The sequence below is a fragment of the Brevundimonas sp. T2-11 genome, assembly GCF_055397675.1.
The window spans coordinates 1,735,764-1,753,865 of the sequence record NZ_AP027920.1 but is presented as its reverse complement, the minus strand read 5'-3'; the positions used below and the strand labels follow the sequence as shown (position 1 = coordinate 1,753,865).

Below are 18,102 nucleotides of genomic sequence, written 5' to 3'. Positions count from 1 at the left end.
TGGCTGGCGGCAACAACACCCCCGCGACGGCCGCGCCCAAGGCGATCGACCCGTTCGAGGACTATGAAGACGGCCTGACCCCGCACGCGCGGGCGATGGACGACCGCAAGTTCACCATCAACTTCGGCCCGCAACACCCGGCCGCGCACGGCGTGCTGCGACTGGTGCTGGAGCTGGACGGCGAGCTGGTGACCCGCGTCGACCCGCACATCGGCCTGCTGCACCGCGGCACCGAGAAGCTGATGGAGTCGCGCACCTACCTGCAGAACATCCCCTACCTGGACCGGCTGGACTACGTCTCGCCGATGAACCAGGAGCACGCCTTCTGCCTGGCCATCGAGCGCCTGCTGGAAGTCGACGTGCCGTATCGCGGCCAGCTGATCCGGGTCCTGTACTCGGAGATGGGCCGCATCCTGAACCACCTGCTGAACACGACCATGCAAGCCATGGACGTGGGCGCCCTGACCCCGCCGCTGTGGGGGCACGAAGAGCGCGAGAAGCTGATGGTCTTCTACGAGCGCGCCTGCGGCGCCCGTCTGCACGCCAACTACTTCCGTCCCGGCGGGGTTCATCAGGATCTGACGCCCGAGCTGGTCGACGACATCGGCCGCTGGTGCGCCGAGTTCCCGGCCAAGCTGGCGGACATCGAGAGCCTGGTCACCGAGAACCGCATCTTCAAGCAGCGCAACGTCGACATCGGCGTGGTGTCCAAGGAAGAGGCCCTGGCGTGGGGCTTCTCGGGCGTCATGCTGCGCGGTTCGGACATCGCCTGGGACCTGCGCAAGGCCACGCCTTACGACTGCTACGCCGACCTCGAGTTCGACATCGCCGTCGGCAAGAACGGCGACTGCTGGGACCGCTATCTCTGCCGCGTCGAAGAGATGAAGCAGTCGGTGCGCATCATGGAGCAGTGCATCCACAAGCTGCGCAACTGCCCCGGCGAGCCGGTTCTGGCCGAAGACCACAAGATCACCCCGCCGCGCCGCGGTGAGATGAAGCGTTCGATGGAAGCGCTGATCCACCACTTCAAGCTCTACACCGAGGGCTTCAAGACGCCGGAAGGCGAGGTCTATGCGGCCGTCGAAGCGCCCAAGGGCGAGTTCGGCGTCTATCTGGTGTCGGACGGCACCAACAAACCCTACCGCGTCAAGCTGTCGGCCCCCGGCTTCCGTCACCTGCAGGCGATGGACTGGATGAACACGGGCCACATGCTGGCGGACGTGTCCGCCATCCTCGGCTCGCTCGACATGGTGTTCGGAGAAGTGGACCGATGAGCGTTCGTCGCCTCGCCAAGGAACAGCCTGAATCCTTCGCCTTTTCAAAGGACACGAAGGCCAAGGCCGAGTGGTGGATCAAGAAGTACCCCGAGAACCGTCGCCAGTCGGCGGTGATCCCGATCCTGTGGCTGGTCCAGAAGCAGGAAGGCTGGGTGTCGGAGCCCGCCATCCGCGCCATCGGCGAACTGCTGGGCATGCCTTTCATCCGGGTGCTGGAGGTCGCGACCTTCTACACCATGTTCCAGCTGGAGCCGGTCGGCAAAGCCGCCCTGATCCAGGTCTGCGGCACCACCCCCTGCATGCTGCGCGGCGCCAATGAGCTGATGCGCGTCTGCAAGGAGAAGATCGGGCCCAAGGACGAGCTGTCCGCCGACGGTCGCTTCACCTGGCAGGAAGTCGAGTGCCTGGGCGCCTGCGCTAATGCGCCGATGGCCCAGATCAACGACTACTACTACGAAGACCTGACGCCCGAGACGATGGCCCAGATCATCGACGACTTCGCCGCCGGCAAGTCGCCGAAGCCGGGTTCGCGCGTCGGTCGCCACACCTCCGAGCCGGAGGGCGGCGCCAGGGTCCTGACGGACCCGACGCTGTATGACGGTTCGCGGGCCAAGAAGATCAAGTCGCTGCCGAATTCCAAGCCGGCGGCTGAGAAGGCTCCGGCCTGATGACGAGACCGAACCTCGACAGTGATGAGGGCAGGGCGGCCTATCGGGCCGAACTGCGTCGCGTCGGCTGGCCCCTGCGTTGGGGCGGGCTGGCGCTGATCGTCATTGCAGCGGGCATGGTTTTGGCGGTCAAGGACGGCAAGTGGCTGTCAGAAGACCTGCTGATCGTCGCCTACGGCCTTCTGGCCGCCGGTTGGGCGCTGGTCGTTACGGCTATTTTCATGCGCACCCGCCACCACAAGCGCCGTCTGGCGGAAGGACTTTAAGGGCTCATGGTCGGAATCCTCGAAGACAAGGATCGCATCTTCACCAACCTCTACGGCTTCCATGACTGGGGCCTGGAGGGAGCGAAGCAGCGCGGCGCGTGGAACGCCACCAAGGACATGCTGGACCTTGGCCGCGACTGGATCATCAACAACGTCAAGAACTCGGGCCTGCGCGGACGCGGCGGCGCCGGTTTCTCGACCGGCCTGAAGTGGTCCTTCATGCCCAAGGAAGTGAAGGATCGTCCTCACTACCTGGTCATCAACGCCGATGAGTCCGAGCCCGCGACCTGCAAGGACCGCGAGATCATGCGCCATGATCCGCAACTGCTGATCGAAGGCGCGCTGATCGCCTCCTTCGCGATGCAGGCCCACGCCTGCTACATCTACCTGCGCGGCGAGTACGTGCTGGAGCGCGAGCGCATGGAGGCCGCCGTCAAGCAGGCCTATGAGGCCAAGCTGATCGGCGACAACAACGTCCACGGCTGGGACTTCCACGTCTATATCCACCACGGTGCCGGCGCCTACATCTGCGGCGAAGAGACGGCTCTGTTGGAAAGCCTGGAAGGCAAGAAGGGCCAGCCGCGCCTGAAGCCGCCGTTCCCGGCCGGCGCGGGTCTCTACGGCTGCCCGACGACCGTGAACAACGTGGAATCGATCGCCGTGGTCGGCACCATCCTGCGTCGCGGCGCGGACTGGTTCGCCAGCTTCGGTCGTCCGAACAACACCGGCACCAAGCTGATGTCCCTGTCGGGTCACATCAACACGCCGTGCGTGGTCGAAGAAGCCATGTCGATCCCGCTGCGCCAGTTGATCGAGGATCACGGCGGCGGCGTGCGCGGCGGCTGGGGCAACCTGAAGGCCATCATTCCGGGCGGCGCCTCCTGCCCGGTCATCACGCGCGAACAGGCCGAAACCGTGCTGATGGACTTCGATTCCATGCGCGAGATGCGTTCGTCGCTGGGCACCGCCGGTGTGACCGTCATGGACGAGTCCACCGACATCGTTAAGGCGATCGCCCGCATCAGCTACTTCTTCAAGCACGAGAGCTGCGGCCAGTGCACGCCGTGCCGCGAAGGCACCGGCTGGATGTGGCGCGTGCTGGAGCGCATGGCGGTCGGCGACGCTGATCCTTCGGAAATCGACCTGCTGCTCGACGTGGCCGGTCAGGTCGAAGGCCACACCATCTGCGCCCTCGGCGACGCCGCGGCCTGGCCTGTTCAGGGCCTGATCCGCCACTTCCGTCACGAGATTGAAGACCGCATCAACACCTACCGCAGCCGCCGCGCGAACTTCGCCGGCCACGCGATCGCGGCGGAGTAATCGTAATGCCTATCGCCAAGGTCAACGGCGTCGAAACCGAGTTCGAACCCGGCATGACGGTTCTGCAGGTCGCAGAGCGCGCCGGTCAGGAGATCCCGCGTTTCTGCTACCACGAGCGTCTGTCCATCGCCGGCAACTGCCGGATGTGCCTGGTTGAAGTGAAGCCCGGACCGCCGAAGCCGCAGGCGTCGTGCGCCCTTCCGGCCATGGATGGTCAGGAAATCTTCACCGACACGCCGATGGTCAAGAAGGCCCGCGAAGGGGTGATGGAGTTCCTGCTCATCAACCACCCGCTGGATTGCCCGATCTGCGACCAGGGCGGCGAGTGCGACCTGCAGGACCAGGCCGTGGGCTATGGCCGCGACGGTTCGCGCTACAGCGAGAACAAGCGCGCGGTCGAAGAAAAGAACATGGGCCCGACGGTCAAGACGTTCATGACGCGCTGCATCCAGTGCACGCGTTGCGTTCGCTTCATCACCGAAGTGGCCGGCGTGCCGGACATCGGCATGATCTCGCGCGGTGAAAGCGCCGAGATCACGACCTATCTGGAAAAGAACATCGACAGCGAGCTGTCGGGCAACGTCAACGACCTGTGCCCGGTGGGCGCCCTGACGCACCGCCCCTGGCAGTACCACTATCGTCCGTGGGAGCTGAAGAAGACCGAGACCATCGACGTCATGGACGCCCTGGGCTCGAACATCCGCGCCGACGCGCGCGGCGCCGAGGTCATGCGCGTTCTGCCGCGCGTGAACGAGGGCATCAACGAAGAGTGGCTGTCGGACCGCTCGCGCTACGCCGTCGACGGCCTGCAGGCGCGTCGTCTGGACCGTCCGTGGGTGCGTGAGAACGGCAAGCTGCGCATCGCCTCGTGGGACGAGGCTCTGAGCGCCGTCGCGACGAAGATCAAGGCGGCCTCGGCCGACCGCATCGGCGTCATCGCCGGTGACCTGCAGGACGCCGAGTCGATGAAGGCCGCGCTGGACCTGTTCCGCGCCCTGGGATCGGCCAACACCGACTGCCGTCAGGACGGCGCCGCGATCGGGCAGGGGGCTCGCGAGGGCTGGTTGTTCAACTCCGGCCTGCAAGGCATTGAAAACGCTGACGCCATCCTGATCGTGGGCGCCAACCCGCGCGTCGAGGCGCCGCTGCTCAACGCCCGCATCCGCAAGACCTGGCTGAAGGGCGCCGCCGAGATCGGCGTCATCGGCGAACAGGTCGACCTGACCTATGACTACAACTACCTGGGCGCCGGTTCGAAGACCGTCGGCAAGCTGCCCAAGACCGCCGTCGACTTCCTGACCAGGGCCGAGCGTCCGGCGATCATCGTCGGCGCGGGCGCCCTGACCGGCGAGACCGGCGCGGCCGTGCTGAACGCCCTGGGCGCGCTGGCCAAGAAGGTCGGCGTGGTCAAGGACGGCTGGAACGGCTTCAACGTCCTGCACACCGCCGCCGCCCGCGTCGGCGGTCTGGACATGGGCTTTGTCCCCGCCGAGGGCGGTCTGGACGTGGCCGGCATGCTGAAGCCGGGCGCTCTGGACGTGCTGTTCCTGCTGGGCGCTGATGAAGTGAACGCCTCGGCCTCCGACGCTTTCCGCGTCTACCTGGGTTCGCACGGCGATCGCGGCGCGCACGGCGCCGACGTCATCCTGCCGGGCGCGGCCTATACCGAGAAGTCGGGGCTGTACGTGAACACCGAGGGCCGGGTGCAGATGGCGGAACGCGTCGTCTTCCCGAAGGGCGAGGCCAAGGAAGACTGGGCCATCATCCGCGCCCTGTCGGAACGCGTCGGCCACAAGCTGCCGTTCGACACCCTGGAACAACTGCGCACGAAGCTGATGGGCGACCACCCGACCTTCGGCCGCATCGACTACCTTGCACCGGCGGCCTCGTTCGACGTGGCGGCCCTGGGCGCCAAGGGCGACCTGGGCGACGTCGCCTTCGTCTCGACCATCGTCGATCCCTACCTGACCAACCCGATCGCGCGCGCCAGCGAAACCATGGCCGAGCTGTCCGCCGAGCGGACTGCCCCGGTCGTTCTGGCGGCGGAGTAAATCATGGACGCTGCGACCTCCTTCTGGGCCACCCCCCTCGGCTGGACCCTCGCCACCATCGGCGGCATCCTCATCGTCACGGTCGGGATCCTGATATCGCTGGCCTTCCTGCTGCTGGCGGACCGCAAGATCTGGGCCGGCGTCCAGCTGCGCAAGGGCCCCAACGTGGTCGGCCCCTTCGGCCTGCTGCAGTCCTTCGCCGACTTCTTCAAGTTCGTGCTCAAGGAAATCGTCGTCCCGTCGGGTTCCGACAAGGTCGTCTTCCTGGCCGCGCCGCTGATCACCTTCATCCTGGCCTTCATCGCCTGGGCGGTGATCCCGTTCGCGCCGGGCTGGGTGATCTCGGACCTGAACGTCGGCGTGCTCTACATCCTCGCGATCAGCTCGCTGGGCGTCTACGGCATCATCATGGGCGGCTGGGCTTCGAACTCGAAGTATCCGTTCCTGGGGTCGCTGCGTTCGGCGGCGCAGATGGTGTCCTACGAAGTCTCGATGGGCCTGGTCATCATCAATGTCATCCTGCTGGCCGGGACGATGAACCTGACGCAGATCGTGACCGCGCAGACGGGCTGGATCTGGAACTGGAACATGTTCGGCGGCGGCCTCGACACCCTGCCGACCATCGTGGTCATGCTGCCGATGACCATCGTCTTCTTCATCTCGGCACTGGCCGAGACCAACCGCCCGCCGTTCGACCTTCCCGAAGCGGAGTCGGAACTGGTGGCCGGTTATCAGGTCGAATACTCGTCGACGCCCTACCTGCTCTTCATGATCGGCGAATACGCCAACATCGTCTTCATGTGCGCCATGATCAGCCTGCTGTTCTGCGGCGGTTGGAACCCGGGCTTCCCGACCGACTTCCTCGATAGCTGGCCGACCTTCCTGGCCAACCTGTTCTACTTCCTGGTCCTGGCGACCAAGATCGTCTTCTGGTTCTTCATGATCGCCCTGGTGAAGGCCTTCGTGCCTCGCTACCGCTACGATCAGCTGATGCGTCTGGGCTGGAAGATCTTCCTGCCGTCGTCGCTGATCGCCGTGGTGGTCGTGGCGGCCTGGCGTGTCTTCGCGGTGGGCGCGTGATGGGCGTTCGCGCCACATCACTGCTTGCGCTGGCCTTCGCCGCCGGCCTGTCGGCCTGCACCTTCAAGCCGATGGCGCCAGCTGCGCCGGAAAGCGCGTCGGCGCGGCTGGAGCGAGTCGAACGTGAACGCCGTGAGGAGGGCGACAAGCGCGCCTATTGCCAGCGGCTGTCGCGCGATGATCCGCGCTTCGACCGCGACGACTGCAAGCGGCAGGTGAACTGATGGCCCGTGTCCTCATTATCCTGCCGCTGCTGACCGTTCTCGGCGGCTGCGCCTCTTACGAAGCCGAGCCCGTCTCGGTCTATCAATGGGAACGCAAGGTGGAGCGTATCCAGCGTGAAGACGCTGAACGCGCACGTGTATGCGGAACCCTCGACAAGGAAAGCGCGCGCTATGAACGCGAGTGCGCCGGAGTGAAATCGTAATGCTGACCCGTATCGTTCAGGCGGCCAAGGGCGCGATGCTGACCGACGTGTTCGGCGCCGTCGGCCTGTCGCTGAAATACATGGCCAAGCCCAAGGCCACCGTGAACTATCCGTTCGAGCGCAACCCGCAGTCGCCGCGTTTCCGTGGCGAACACGCGCTGCGTCGTTATCCGAACGGTGAAGAACGCTGCATCGCCTGCAAGCTGTGCGAGGCCATCTGCCCCGCCCAGGCCATCACCATCGAGGCCGAACCGCGCGCCGACGGCAGCCGCCGCACGACCCGCTACGACATCGACATGGTCAAGTGCATCTACTGCGGTCTGTGCCAGGAGGCCTGCCCGGTGGACGCCATCGTCGAGGGACCGAACAGCGAGTTCGCCACCGAGACGCGCGAAGAACTGCTCTATGACAAGGCCCGACTGCTGGACAACGGCGACCGCTGGGAACGGCTGATCGCGAAGAATCTGGAACTCGACGCTCCGTATCGCTAAACCGAGCCGCGATTCCGCCATGGGATCGCTGCGCAAGACTTTGAAGGGGGCTTTGTCCCACCCATGCTGCAAGGCATAGCGTTTTATCTTCTGGCGACGGTCGCCGTGGTCTCGGGCCTTCTGGTCGTGACCGCGCGCAATCCCGTGCACTCCGTCCTGTGGCTGATCCTCAGCTTCTTCTCGGCCGCCGGCCTGTTCGTCCTGCTGGGCGCAGAGTTCCTGGCCATGCTGCTGGTGGTCGTCTACGTCGGCGCCGTCGCGGTGCTGTTCCTGTTCGTGGTGATGATGCTGGACGTCGATTTCGTCCGCCTGCGTGAAGGCTATGCCCGCTACCTGCCGCTGGCGGGGATTGTCGCTGGCGTGCTGCTGGCCGAGATGATCATGGTGTCGATCACCGTGGTGCAGGGCGGGGCGGCCAGGTCGGCCATCGCCCCCGTCGTTGCGGGCGCCGACGCCAGCAACATCGAGACCATCGGCCGCGTCCTGTATACGGATTACGTCTACTTCTTCCAGGCCGCGGGCATCGTGCTGCTGATCGCCATGATCGGCGCCATCGTCCTGACCCTGCGCCATCGTCCCGGCGTCCGCCGCCAGGACCTGGCCGCCCAAGCCAACCGCGAACGCGCCAAGGCCGTCGAGGTCAAGTCGGTCGCCACCGGCCAGGGCGTCACCCCCGAGGAGCTTCTGTGATGGACATCTCGCTCCAGCACTATCTGGCGGTCGCCGCCATGCTGTTCACCATCGGCGTGTTCGGCATCTTCGTGAACCGCAAGAACGTCATCATCATCCTGATGTCGGTCGAGCTGATCCTGCTCGCGGTGAACATCAACTTCGTCGCCTTCTCGACCTATCTGAACGATGTGTCGGGTCAGCTGATGGCCATGTTCGTCCTGACCGTCGCTGCGGCTGAAGCCGCCGTCGGCCTGGCGATCCTGGTGACCTTCTTCCGTAACCGCGGCGACATCGCGGTTGACGACGCCTCCGTGATGAAGGGCTGATCGGAACCGTGACTATCCAGACTCTCGTCACTCTCGGCGTCTTCGCCCCCCTTCTGGGGGCCATGATCGCCGGCTTCTTCGGTCGCAGGATCGGGAACATCGTCTCGCAGTCGGTCACGACCGGCCTGCTGTTCTTCTCGTGCGCGATCTCGTGGATCGTGTTCAGCCAGTGGACCTGGGGCGGGCTCGAAGCCTTCACCGTCCACATCGCGCCCTTCATCCACGTCGGCGACTTCCAGTCGAACTGGTCGATCCGCGTGGACGCCATGTCGGCCACCATGTTGATCGTGGTGACGACGGTGTCGTCGCTGGTTCACCTCTATTCCTGGGGCTACATGGCCGAGGACGACAGCCGTCCTCGCTTCTTCGCCTACCTGTCGCTGTTCACCTTCATGATGCTGGCGCTGGTGACGGCCGCCGACTTCCTGCAGATGTTCTTCGGCTGGGAAGGCGTGGGTCTGGCGTCCTATCTGCTGATCGGCTTCTGGTACAAGAAGGACACCGCCTCGGCCGCCGCCATCAAGGCCTTCGTGGTCAACCGCGTCGGCGACTTCGGCTTCCTGCTCGGCATGATGACCGTCTTCTGGATGTTCGGCACGATCGAGTTCGCCAAGCTGTTCCCGCTGATCGCCGGCAAGGCCGGCACGGGCTGGGACTTCCTGGGCCACACCTGGTCGGCGCTGGATCTGGCCGGTCTGCTGCTGTTCATCGGCGCCATGGGCAAGTCGGCGCAGTTCTTCCTGCACACCTGGCTGCCGGACGCCATGGAAGGCCCGACGCCTGTGTCGGCCCTGATCCACGCGGCGACCATGGTCACCGCCGGCGTCTACATGGTCTGCCTGCTGTCGCCGCTCTATGAGCACGCGCCGGTCGCGTCGCTGTTCATCGCCATCATCGGCGGGATCACGGCCATCTTCGCCGCGACCGTCGGCATGATGCAGAACGACATCAAGCGCGTGATCGCCTACTCGACCTGCTCGCAGCTGGGCTACATGTTCTTCGCCGCAGGCGTGGGCGCCTATCAGCCCGCCATGTTCCACCTGTTCACGCACGCCTTCTTCAAGGCCTTGCTGTTCCTGGGCGCCGGTTCGGTGATCCACGGCATGCACCACGAGCAGGACATGCGGAACATGGGCGGCCTGTGGAAGCTGCTGCCCGTCACCTATGCGGTCATGATGATCGGCACCATCGCCATCACCGGCCTGGGTCTGCCCGGCGTCGGCGGCTTCGCCGGCTTCTACTCCAAGGACTCCATCCTCGAGAGCGCCTATGCGGCCGCGACGACCGGCCATTCGGCTGCGGGCATGTTCGCCTTCGTCATCGGCATCTCGGCGGCCCTGCTGACGGCCTACTACTCGTGGCGTCTGGTCTTCATGACCTTCCACAACAAGCCTGTGTGGAAGGAAGAGGAGGGCGCGCACCACGCCGACGCCCATGCCCATGACGCGCACGGCCACGACGACGCCCATGACGATCATGCGCACGACGACCACCACCATGGTCCCTTGTCGCCGCATGAGAGCCCGCTGCCCATGGTCCTGCCGCTGCTGGTGCTGTCGATCGGCGCCGTCTTCGCGGGCATGATCTTCGCCCCGCACTTCATCGGCCACCATGAGGCCGAGTTCTGGCGCGGCGCCATCTTCGTCGGCAGCCACAACCACGTCCTGCACGAGAGCCACAACGTCCCGACCTGGGTGAAGTGGGCGCCGCTGGTCGTCACCCTGCTGGGCACCTTCGCCGCCTTCTGGATCTATGTCCTCAAGGAAGGCGTCGCCAGGCAGTGGGCCGAACGCAAGGGGCCGCTGTGGACCTTCCTCTACAACAAGTGGTTCTTCGATGAGCTGTATGACGCCGTCTTCGTGAAGGGCGCCAAGGCGATCGGCGACTTCTTCTGGAAGATCGGCGACGTGAAGATCATCGACGGTCTGGGCCCCAACGGCGCCGCCTGGGCTTCGCTGAAATCGGGCGGTTGGCTGTCGCGCTTCCAGTCCGGTTTCGTCTACTTCTATGCATTCGTGATGCTGATCGGCGTGGCTGTGTTCCTTGCCTTCGCCATCTTCACGTGGGGAGCCTGAGCCTCGTGCCTCACATTCTGAGCATCGTCACCTTCCTGCCGCTGGTCGGCGCCGGCCTGCTGCTTCTGGCCGGCATGATGAACAAGGGCGGCCAGGACGCCGCGGCTCCGGCCGCGCGCTGGATCGCCCTGGGCACCACCCTGGTGGTGCTGGCGGTTTCCGTTCTGCTGGTGGCCCAGTTCGATCCGTCGAACCCGGCCTATCAGTTCGTTGAAAACTACGCCTGGTTCGCCGGGGCCGGTTACCACCTCGGCGTGGACGGGGTTTCGATCCTGTTCGTCCTGCTGACCGCCTTCCTGATGCCGATCTGCATCGTGGCCAGCTGGAAGTCGATCGAGACGCGCGTTGTCGAGTACATGGTCGCCTTCCTGGTGCTGGAGACCCTGGTCATCGGCGTCTTCACGTCGCTGGACCTGTTCCTCTTCTACATCTTCTTCGAAGGCACCCTGGTGCCGATGTTCCTGATCATCGGCATCTGGGGCGGGGCGAACCGTATCTACGCCTCGTACAAGTTCTTCCTCTACACTCTGCTGGGGTCGGTGCTGATGCTGCTGGCCATGCTGTGGATGGCCCATGAGACGGGCACCACCAGCATCCCCGAGCTGAAGAAGTACGCCTTCGATCCCGCCGTTCAGCCCATCCTGTGGCTGGCCTTCTTCGCCTCGTTCGCGGTCAAGATGCCGATGTGGCCGGTTCACACCTGGCTGCCCGACGCCCACGTTCAGGCCCCGACGGCCGGTTCGGTCATCCTGGCCGGCATCCTGCTGAAGCTCGGCGGTTACGGCTTCATCCTGTTCAACCTGCCGATGTTCCCGCAGGCCTCGCAGATGTTCACGCCCCTGGTCTTCACCCTGTCGGTGATCGCCGTGGTCTACACCTCGCTGGTCGCCTTCCGTCAGACCGACATCAAGAAGCTGATCGCCTATTCGTCGGTCGCCCACATGGGCTTCGTGACCATGGGCATCTTCGCCGGCAATGACACCGGCGTGCAGGGCGCGGTCTTCCAGATGCTGAGCCACGGCCTGATCTCGGGCGCGCTCTTCCTCTGCGTCGGCGTGGTCTATGACCGGATGCACACCCGCGAGATCGCCTTCTACGGCGGCCTGACCGCGCGCATGCCCTGGTACGCCGCCATCTTCCTGATGTTCACCATGGCCAACGTCGGCCTGCCGGGCACCTCGGGCTTCATCGGCGAAGTGCTGACGATGACCGGCGCCTATCAGGTCTCGACCTGGACGGCCCTGATCGCGGCTTCGGGCGTCATCTTCTCGGCGGTCTACGCCCTGACGCTGTTCCGCAACGTCATGTACGGCGAGATCAAGAACCCGGCGCTGCAGACCATCACGGACATCGACAAGCGCGAGCTGCTGATCTTCGTGCCGCTGATCGTCGGCACCATCTGGCTGGGCCTCTATCCCAACGCCGTCCTCGACTACACCGGGCCGACCGTTGAGGCCCTGACGACCGCCTATCGCGCAGCCATCGGCGGGTGAGAGCATAATGACTGATCTGTCTTCCGCCCTTCAACTCGCCGCCCCGGAACTGACCCTCGCGGTCGGCGGGCTGGTGCTGCTCATGCTCGGCGCCTTCACCGGCGAGAAGTCGACGCGCCTGATCTCGGGCCTGTCGATCCTGCTGCTGGCCGCCGCTTCGGTGCTGGCTGCGGTCGGTCCGCTGGGCACGGCCTTTAACGGCGCCTATGTCGCCGATCCGCTGGCCGTCTATGGCAAGGTCGCCATCTTCCTGTCGGCGGCGGTCGCCATCGTCCTCGGAGACGGCTGGATCCACCGCAACGGCATCGCCAAGTTCGAGTTCCCGGTCCTGATCGTGCTGGCCTCGGTCGGCATGTCGATGATGGCCTCGTCGGGCGACCTGATCTCGCTCTACATCGGCATCGAGATGCATTCGTTGGCGCTCTATGTCCTGGCCGCCTATCACCGCGACAATCTCAAGGCCTCGGAAGCGGGCCTGAAGTATTTCGTCCTGGGCGCCCTGTCGTCGGGCCTGCTGCTCTACGGCGTCAGCCTGATCTACGGCTTCGCCGGTTCGATGCGCTTCGTCGACATCGCCGCCTTCGCCACGGCCAACCCGGGCCCCGGCCTGATTTTCGGTCTTGTCTTCCTGATCTGCGGTCTGGCGTTCAAGGTTTCGGCCGCGCCGTTCCACATGTGGACGCCCGACGTCTACGAAGGCGCCCCGACCCCGGTCGTCGCCCTGTTCGCCACGGCGCCCAAGATCGCCGCCATGGTGCTGATCATCCGCGTCCTGGTCGAAGGCTTCGGCGTCGCTCACGGTCAATGGGCCCAGGTCATCATCCTGATCTCGCTGATCAGTTTCGCCGTCGGTTCGTTCGGCGGTCTGATGCAGAAGGACGTCCAGCGCCTGCTGGCCTATTCCTCGATCATCAACATCGGCTACGCCTTGCTGGGCGTGGCGGCGGGCACCGAAGCCGGCGTCCAGGCCACGCTGATGTTCATGACCCTCTATGTCATCGACCAGTTCGGCTTCTTCGCCATCCTGTTGTCGCTGAGCCGCAACGGTCGTCCGATCCGCAAGATCGCCGATCTGGCCGGTCTGAAGAAGGATCGCCCGCTGACGGCTGTGGCCCTGACCATCCTGTCGCTGTCGGCCGTCGGCATTCCGCCGATGTCGGGCTTCTGGGGCAAGTTCTTCGTCTTCGGCGCCGCCGCCGACGCGGGCTACTGGATGGCCGGCACCGCCGGTCTGGTCGCTTCGGTCGTGGCCGGCTTCTACTATCTGCGCATCATCAAGGTGATGTGGTTCGATACGCCGGAGTTCGACGTGACGACCGACAAGTCGCCGCTGGAAGCCAAGTGGATCGCCCTGGCGGGCGCCGCCTTCAGCTTCCCGCTGGTGATCGTCGCCCTGACCTGGCTGGAGCCGCTGACCCGCGCCGCCGCCTCGGGCGTCGGCGTCGGGTAAGGGCGCTTTGGCCGCCCCGGTCCTGATCCTCGACGAAACCGACTCCACCAACGCCGAGGCGCGACGCCGCGCCGAGGCGGGCGAGGGCGGGCCGCTGTGGATCACGGCTCGGCGACAGACGGCCGGTCGCGGCCGTCGCGGACGAAAGTGGAAGAGCGAGAGCGACAATCTCGCCTCCACCCTGCTGCTTCTGACGCGGAAATCGCCCGCCGAGGCCGCGCAACTGACCTTCGCCGCTTCGCTGGCCGTGGCGGACTTTCTGGACCGCTATGTCCCGCCGGCTCTGGTCACGATCAAATGGCCCAATGACGTGCTGCTGGACGGACGCAAGACCTCCGGCATCCTGATCGAGTCCGGGCCTGCGCCGTCCGGCGGCCTCTGGTTGGCGGTCGGCATCGGCGTGAACCTGAGCCAGGCTCCGGGCGACACCGAACGGCCCGCCACCTGCATCGCCGAACATCTGAGCCAGGGCGTGACTTCGCCGCCGACCGTCGATGAAGCGGCCAAGGCCCTGGCCGAGACCTTCGGCGTCTGGCTGGATCGCTGGACGACCCTGGGCTTCCAACCCATTCTCGACGCCTGGACCGCACGGACTCCTGGTCTGCACGGCCCCTGCACGGCGCGACTGACGAACGAGACCCTGACTGGAACGGCCGACGGGGTCGAGGTGGACGGATCGTTGCGCCTGAAACTGCCGGACGGATCGCTGCGGATCATCTCTGCCGGCGACGTCTTTTTCGGAGAGGCCGCCTGATGCTGCTGGCGATCGAGCAAGGCAACACCAACACCCTGTTCGCCGTCCACGACGGGAACGAATGGATCGCCCAATGGCGGACGGCCACCGACGCCATGCGTACGGCTGACGAGTACGCCGTCTGGCTGCATCAGCTGTTCGAGATGCGCGGCCAGGGGCTGAGCATGAAGGATCTGGACGGCTGCATCATCTCCAGCGTCGTGCCGCAGTCGATCTTCAACCTGCGCAACCTGGCCCGGCGCTACATCGCCGTGGAGCCTCTGGTGATCGGCGAGAACGTCAACCTCGGCATCGAGGTGCGTATTCCCAAGCCCAGCGAGGCTGGAGCGGACCGTCTGGTCAACGCCATCGGCGCACTGCAAGTCTATGAGGGCGACCTGCTGCTGATCGACAGCGGCACGGCCACGACCTTCGATGTGGTATCCGGTGGCGCCGAGCGAGGGCAGGGGGCCTTCGAGGGCGGGCTGATCGCGCCGGGCATCAACCTGTCGCTGCAGGCCCTGCACGAAGCGGCGGCCAAGCTGCCGCGCATCGCCATTCAACGCCCCGATGTCGTCATCGGGCGCGACACCGTCACCTCCATGCAATCGGGCGTCTTCTGGGGCTACATCGCCCTGATCGAGGGCCTGGTGGACCGCATCAAGACCGAGTGGGGCAAGCCCATGACGGTCGTCGGCACCGGCGGCGTCGCCTCGCTGTTCGAGGGCGCCACCCAATCAATCGACCGGTTTGATCCGGACCTGACCATCCGCGGCCTACTCGAAATCTGGCGGCGGAACACCCATCTCTAGGGACGTATGACAAAGAAAACTCAAAACGACGAACTCGTCTTCCTGCCCTTGGGCGGCTCGAACGAGGTCGGCATGAACCTGAACGCCTATGGCTTCGGTCCGGCGCATGACCGCAAGTGGATCATCGTCGACGTCGGCGTGACCTTCGGCGACCCGTCCACGCCGGGCGTGGACGTGATCGTGCCCGACCCGACCTTCCTTGAGGGCGAGAACATTCTCGGCATCGTGCTGACGCACGCCCACGAGGACCATATCGGCGCCCTAGGCTGGCTGTGGCCGCGCATCAAGGCACCGCTGTATGCGACGCCCTTCACCGCCTACCTGATCCGCGAGAAGCTGCGCGACGCCAACATCCTGGACGACGTCGAGCTGAACGAGATCCCGCTGGGCGGCGACCTGAACCTGGGTCCGTTCGACGTGACCTTCGTCACCATCACCCACTCGATCGCCGAGCCGAACGGCCTGGCCATCAAGACCCCGCTGGGCACCGTCCTGCACACCGGCGACTGGAAGATCGACAATGATCCGGTCGTGGGCGAGCGCACCGATGTCGAGACCATCCAGCGTCTCGGCGACGAGGGCGTGCTGGCCATGGTCTGCGACAGCACCAACGTTTTCGTCGACGGCGTTGCGGGTTCCGAGGGCGACGTGAAGGTGGCCCTGGCCGCCCTCATCAAGGACCTCAAGGGCCGCGTGGCCGTGGGCTGCTTCGCTTCCAACGTCGCGCGCATGGACAGCGTGATCCGCGCTGCAGAGGCCGCCGGTCGACGCGTGGCCCTTGCCGGGCGCTCGATGCACCGCATCACCGCCGCCGCCAAGTCGGTCGGCATGCTGAGCGACGTCAAACCCTTCCTGTCGGAACAGGAAGCCCGCGTCTGGCCCGAGGGCGAAATCCTGTATCTGTGCACCGGCAGCCAGGGCGAGGTCCGTGCGGCCCTGTCGCGCGTAGCCGAGGGCACGCACCCCTTCATCAAACTGGGCAAGGGCGACCACTGCATCTTCTCGTCGCGCGTCATCCCGGGCAACGAGCTGTCGATCGGCCGCCTGCAGGACAAGATGGCCGACCGGGGCGTGCGCCTCTACACCGAGAAGGACCATCCGGGCATCCACGTCTCGGGCCACCCGTGCCGTGACGAACTGCGCCAGATGTACAACTGGGCCCGTCCGCAGATCGCGGTGCCGACCCACGGCATGCGCCGTCACCTGATGGAGCACGCCCTTCTGGCCAAGGACATGCAGGTCCCCGAAACCGTGACGCCGCGCAATGGCGACATGGTGCGCCTGGCCCCCGGTCCCGCAGGCATCATCGACGAAGTGCCCTCGGGCCGTCTGTTCGTCGACGGCGGCATGCTGGTCGAGGAGGCGGGCGAGGCCCTGCGCGAGCGCAAGCATGCGGCGTCCAACGGCGTGCTGGTCGTCAGCTTCGCCATGGACAAGCGCGGCAAGATCGTCAGCGACATCGACGTGCGCGGCATCGGCCTGCCGGGCGACGAGGACCGTCCGCTGGGCGACATCCTCGACGATCTGGCCGAGCGCGCCGAGCGCGCCGTTCGCGGCCTGAAGGGCGAGGCTCTGGAGGACGAACTGGTGGTTGAACAGACCGTCAGCCGCGCCCTGAAGAAGGCCAGTCAGCAGGTCTGGGATCGTCGTCCCATCGTCGAAACCGTGATCCTGAGGCTGTAATGGCCGATCGGCTCTATTTGCTGAACCCTGACTGGTTCGACGATCAGGGCGGGCCCTGGTACTGCCCGCCCGGTGCTCGGATCGAGGGCGTCCTCGGGCTTTATCCGCTCCTGCGCGAGCATCTGACGGTCACCTATCTGGACCACCCGAGGCCGCGCGCCGCCGTGGTGGCCGAGGTAGGGGAGGCCAACCAGAGTTGCCCGCTGCTGGTGCTGGACGGCGAGTTCGACTGGCCCGACGCTCAGGTCAGCGCAGAGACCGGCGCGCGGTTCCTGCAGGACGACGACATTCTGCCCTACTGGGCGGCGCGATACGGGATCGGCCGCCCGCATCCGTAAATGGAGAATCCTTCTCCCGATGGGAGAAGGTGGCCCGAAGGGTCGAATGAGGGACGGCGGTTAGCGTCGGCGCAAGCCGTCGCGCCGCGGCTAATGCCGACTGACGACCTCGACCCTCACCCTTTCGCCTGACCAATCGCTTCGCTCTCGGAGGTTCAAGCCCTCTCCCATCGGGAGAGGGACTTACAAAGCGACCTTGCGATAGTTGTCCTTGTCCAGCGCCCCGATCTCGACCGAGATCTGGGCCGGGCCGTCATAAGGCTTCACCCCCGCCAGCAAGGCCGCCTGAACCGCTTCGCCCAGCGCCGTCTTCTGTTCCTGCGTCCGTCCGGTCAGGATGCGCAGGTCGCAGTGGACCATGGCCTGGGCCGGGTCGCCGTCGGCGATGATCAGGTCGTCACAGCGCACGATACGGGTCTTGCAGGCGGGCAGCGTGGCGCTGACCACGTCCACGCACAGTCTGTGAATCTCCAGCGCCAGGGCGCGCCAATCGGTCCCGTCGAAATGGGGGGAGTGTTCCAGGGTGATCTGTGGCATGAGGGCGTCCTTAGTTTCGCGCCTTTCCTTAGCCTGCTGATCACGCGGGTGAAATGCGGAAGGCGCCCGAACCGATGGATGACCGCCCATGCCTCTTGGCCCCTTCACCCTGGTGGCGCTGTATCTGACCTCGTGGTGGATCGTGCTGTTCATGATCCTGCCGCTGGGATCGTCGAAGCAGGTCGAGACGCCGCCGACCGACGGCAGCCAGTGGGGCGCGCCCGCCAATCCGCAGCTGAAAAAGAAGTTCATCACCACGACCTGGGTCTCGGCCATCGTCTGGGCCTTCATCGTCTTCATCGTCTGGACCGGGTGGATGCCGCTGCCGGACTTCTCGCGCGGTCCCGCGCTCTAGCTTTCGCCCCATTCGCCCGGTTAAAACTCGGGCCAGACTGATTTTGCA

20 protein-coding genes are annotated in these 18,102 nt (G+C 65.5%); 19 read left to right on the top strand and 1 reads right to left on the bottom strand.

All coding sequences use genetic code 11. The features are described from left to right. Positions 1-95 precede the first annotated feature (95 nt). From ACZ5XO_RS08760 to ACZ5XO_RS08675, 18 genes are all read left to right on the top strand, one after another. Positions 96-1,274: an NADH-quinone oxidoreductase subunit D gene (locus tag ACZ5XO_RS08760; RefSeq protein ID WP_292083358.1), complete on the top strand. Its 1,179-nt coding sequence runs from the start codon at positions 96-98 to the stop codon at positions 1,272-1,274. Next, positions 1,271-1,945, top strand: a complete 675-nt coding sequence (nuoE, locus tag ACZ5XO_RS08755) for an NADH-quinone oxidoreductase subunit NuoE (protein ID WP_464161985.1) — start codon at positions 1,271-1,273, stop codon at positions 1,943-1,945. The genes ACZ5XO_RS08760 and nuoE overlap by 4 nt, the downstream gene beginning before the upstream one ends. Next, entirely contained in the window at positions 1,945-2,211 is a 267-nt protein-coding gene (locus ACZ5XO_RS08750) for a hypothetical protein (protein ID WP_296178161.1), read from the top strand. Before nuoE ends, ACZ5XO_RS08750 begins: the two co-directional genes overlap by 1 nt. Positions 2,212-2,217: 6 nt before the next feature. Then, a complete protein-coding gene (gene nuoF / locus ACZ5XO_RS08745) occupies positions 2,218-3,531 on the top strand; it encodes an NADH-quinone oxidoreductase subunit NuoF (protein ID WP_292082648.1) in 1,314 nt (437 codons plus the stop codon). Positions 3,532-3,536: 5 nt separating this feature from the next. Next, the gene (gene nuoG / locus ACZ5XO_RS08740) at positions 3,537-5,582 is read left to right on the top strand and encodes an NADH-quinone oxidoreductase subunit NuoG (RefSeq protein ID WP_464161984.1); all 2,046 of its coding nucleotides are present in this window, start codon (positions 3,537-3,539) and stop codon (positions 5,580-5,582) included. 3 nt (positions 5,583-5,585) lie between these two features. Beyond that, a complete protein-coding gene (nuoH, locus tag ACZ5XO_RS08735) occupies positions 5,586-6,662 on the top strand; it encodes an NADH-quinone oxidoreductase subunit NuoH (RefSeq protein WP_464161982.1) in 1,077 nt (358 codons plus the stop codon). After that, complete coding sequence (locus tag ACZ5XO_RS08730) at positions 6,662-6,886, top strand: hypothetical protein (protein WP_464161981.1); 225 nt, start codon at positions 6,662-6,664, stop codon at positions 6,884-6,886. The genes nuoH and ACZ5XO_RS08730 overlap by 1 nt, the downstream gene beginning before the upstream one ends. Next, positions 6,886-7,089, top strand: a complete 204-nt coding sequence (locus tag ACZ5XO_RS08725) for a hypothetical protein (RefSeq protein ID WP_464161980.1) — start codon at positions 6,886-6,888, stop codon at positions 7,087-7,089. The genes ACZ5XO_RS08730 and ACZ5XO_RS08725 overlap by 1 nt, the downstream gene beginning before the upstream one ends. After that, positions 7,089-7,580, top strand: coding sequence for an NADH-quinone oxidoreductase subunit NuoI (gene nuoI, locus ACZ5XO_RS08720; RefSeq protein ID WP_003170180.1), 492 nt, complete (start codon positions 7,089-7,091; stop codon positions 7,578-7,580). The genes ACZ5XO_RS08725 and nuoI overlap by 1 nt, the downstream gene beginning before the upstream one ends. Positions 7,581-7,643: 63 nt before the next feature. Next, positions 7,644-8,270 (top strand): NADH-quinone oxidoreductase subunit J, encoded by a 627-nt coding sequence (locus ACZ5XO_RS08715; protein ID WP_207821650.1) that lies wholly within the window; start codon positions 7,644-7,646, stop codon positions 8,268-8,270. Further along, positions 8,270-8,578 carry an NADH-quinone oxidoreductase subunit NuoK gene (gene nuoK / locus ACZ5XO_RS08710; RefSeq protein WP_105563431.1) on the top strand — a complete coding sequence of 103 codons (309 nt, stop codon included), beginning with the start codon at positions 8,270-8,272 and terminating at the stop codon, positions 8,576-8,578. The genes ACZ5XO_RS08715 and nuoK overlap by 1 nt, the downstream gene beginning before the upstream one ends. Positions 8,579-8,592: 14 nt before the next feature. Then, positions 8,593-10,653 carry an NADH-quinone oxidoreductase subunit L gene (nuoL, locus tag ACZ5XO_RS08705; protein WP_464164886.1) on the top strand — a complete coding sequence of 687 codons (2,061 nt, stop codon included), beginning with the start codon at positions 8,593-8,595 and terminating at the stop codon, positions 10,651-10,653. A gap of 5 nt (positions 10,654-10,658) precedes the next feature. After that, entirely contained in the window at positions 10,659-12,146 is a 1,488-nt protein-coding gene (locus tag ACZ5XO_RS08700) for an NADH-quinone oxidoreductase subunit M (protein ID WP_464161979.1), read from the top strand. 7 nt (positions 12,147-12,153) lie between these two features. After that, positions 12,154-13,596 carry an NADH-quinone oxidoreductase subunit NuoN gene (gene nuoN / locus ACZ5XO_RS08695; RefSeq protein ID WP_464161978.1) on the top strand — a complete coding sequence of 481 codons (1,443 nt, stop codon included), beginning with the start codon at positions 12,154-12,156 and terminating at the stop codon, positions 13,594-13,596. 7 nt (positions 13,597-13,603) lie between these two features. Continuing rightward, the gene (locus ACZ5XO_RS08690) at positions 13,604-14,350 is read left to right on the top strand and encodes a biotin--[acetyl-CoA-carboxylase] ligase (protein WP_464161977.1); all 747 of its coding nucleotides are present in this window, start codon (positions 13,604-13,606) and stop codon (positions 14,348-14,350) included. Then, positions 14,347-15,141 carry a type III pantothenate kinase gene (locus ACZ5XO_RS08685; RefSeq protein ID WP_464164884.1) on the top strand — a complete coding sequence of 265 codons (795 nt, stop codon included), beginning with the start codon at positions 14,347-14,349 and terminating at the stop codon, positions 15,139-15,141. Before ACZ5XO_RS08690 ends, ACZ5XO_RS08685 begins: the two co-directional genes overlap by 4 nt. 6 nt (positions 15,142-15,147) lie before the next feature. Continuing rightward, entirely contained in the window at positions 15,148-16,824 is a 1,677-nt protein-coding gene (locus tag ACZ5XO_RS08680) for a ribonuclease J (RefSeq protein ID WP_464161976.1), read from the top strand. Beyond that, complete coding sequence (locus ACZ5XO_RS08675; RefSeq protein ID WP_464161975.1) at positions 16,824-17,162, top strand: DUF3088 family protein; 339 nt, start codon at positions 16,824-16,826, stop codon at positions 17,160-17,162. The genes ACZ5XO_RS08680 and ACZ5XO_RS08675 overlap by 1 nt, the downstream gene beginning before the upstream one ends. Before the next feature lie 183 nt (positions 17,163-17,345). On the opposite strand, the gene ACZ5XO_RS08670 is transcribed toward ACZ5XO_RS08675, so the two are convergent. Next, on the bottom strand, positions 17,346-17,699 hold the full coding sequence (locus tag ACZ5XO_RS08670; protein ID WP_464161973.1) for a 5-carboxymethyl-2-hydroxymuconate Delta-isomerase: 354 nt from the start codon (positions 17,697-17,699) through the stop codon (positions 17,346-17,348). An 88-nt stretch (positions 17,700-17,787) separates the two neighbouring features. On the opposite strand from ACZ5XO_RS08670, the gene ACZ5XO_RS08665 reads away from it, so the two are divergent. Beyond that, positions 17,788-18,054, top strand: coding sequence for a DUF1467 family protein (locus tag ACZ5XO_RS08665; RefSeq protein WP_464161972.1), 267 nt, complete (start codon positions 17,788-17,790; stop codon positions 18,052-18,054). Positions 18,055-18,102: the final 48 nt, after the last annotated feature.

Bases quoted from the DNA above. Each gene is read 5' to 3' on its own strand.
- ACZ5XO_RS08665 (WP_464161972.1), top strand. From the start codon at position 17,788: ATGCCTCTTGGCCCCTTCACCCTGGTGGCGCTGTATCTGACCTCGTGG.
- nuoH (WP_464161982.1), top strand. From the start codon at position 5,586: ATGGACGCTGCGACCTCCTTCTGGGCCACCCCCCTCGGCTGGACCCTC.
- nuoF (WP_292082648.1), top strand. From the start codon at position 2,218: ATGGTCGGAATCCTCGAAGACAAGGATCGCATCTTCACCAACCTCTAC.
- nuoI (WP_003170180.1), top strand. From the start codon at position 7,089: ATGCTGACCCGTATCGTTCAGGCGGCCAAGGGCGCGATGCTGACCGAC.
- nuoE (WP_464161985.1), top strand. From the start codon at position 1,271: ATGAGCGTTCGTCGCCTCGCCAAGGAACAGCCTGAATCCTTCGCCTTT.
- ACZ5XO_RS08675 (WP_464161975.1), top strand. From the start codon at position 16,824: ATGGCCGATCGGCTCTATTTGCTGAACCCTGACTGGTTCGACGATCAG.
- ACZ5XO_RS08760 (WP_292083358.1), top strand. From the start codon at position 96: ATGGACGACCGCAAGTTCACCATCAACTTCGGCCCGCAACACCCGGCC.
- ACZ5XO_RS08750 (WP_296178161.1), top strand. From the start codon at position 1,945: ATGACGAGACCGAACCTCGACAGTGATGAGGGCAGGGCGGCCTATCGG.
- ACZ5XO_RS08730 (WP_464161981.1), top strand. From the start codon at position 6,662: ATGGGCGTTCGCGCCACATCACTGCTTGCGCTGGCCTTCGCCGCCGGC.
- ACZ5XO_RS08715 (WP_207821650.1), top strand. From the start codon at position 7,644: ATGCTGCAAGGCATAGCGTTTTATCTTCTGGCGACGGTCGCCGTGGTC.
- ACZ5XO_RS08680 (WP_464161976.1), top strand. From the start codon at position 15,148: ATGACAAAGAAAACTCAAAACGACGAACTCGTCTTCCTGCCCTTGGGC.
- nuoN (WP_464161978.1), top strand. From the start codon at position 12,154: ATGACTGATCTGTCTTCCGCCCTTCAACTCGCCGCCCCGGAACTGACC.
- nuoK (WP_105563431.1), top strand. From the start codon at position 8,270: ATGGACATCTCGCTCCAGCACTATCTGGCGGTCGCCGCCATGCTGTTC.
- nuoG (WP_464161984.1), top strand. From the start codon at position 3,537: ATGCCTATCGCCAAGGTCAACGGCGTCGAAACCGAGTTCGAACCCGGC.
- ACZ5XO_RS08670 (WP_464161973.1), bottom strand. From the start codon at position 17,699: ATGCCACAGATCACCCTGGAACACTCCCCCCATTTCGACGGGACCGAT.
- ACZ5XO_RS08725 (WP_464161980.1), top strand. From the start codon at position 6,886: ATGGCCCGTGTCCTCATTATCCTGCCGCTGCTGACCGTTCTCGGCGGC.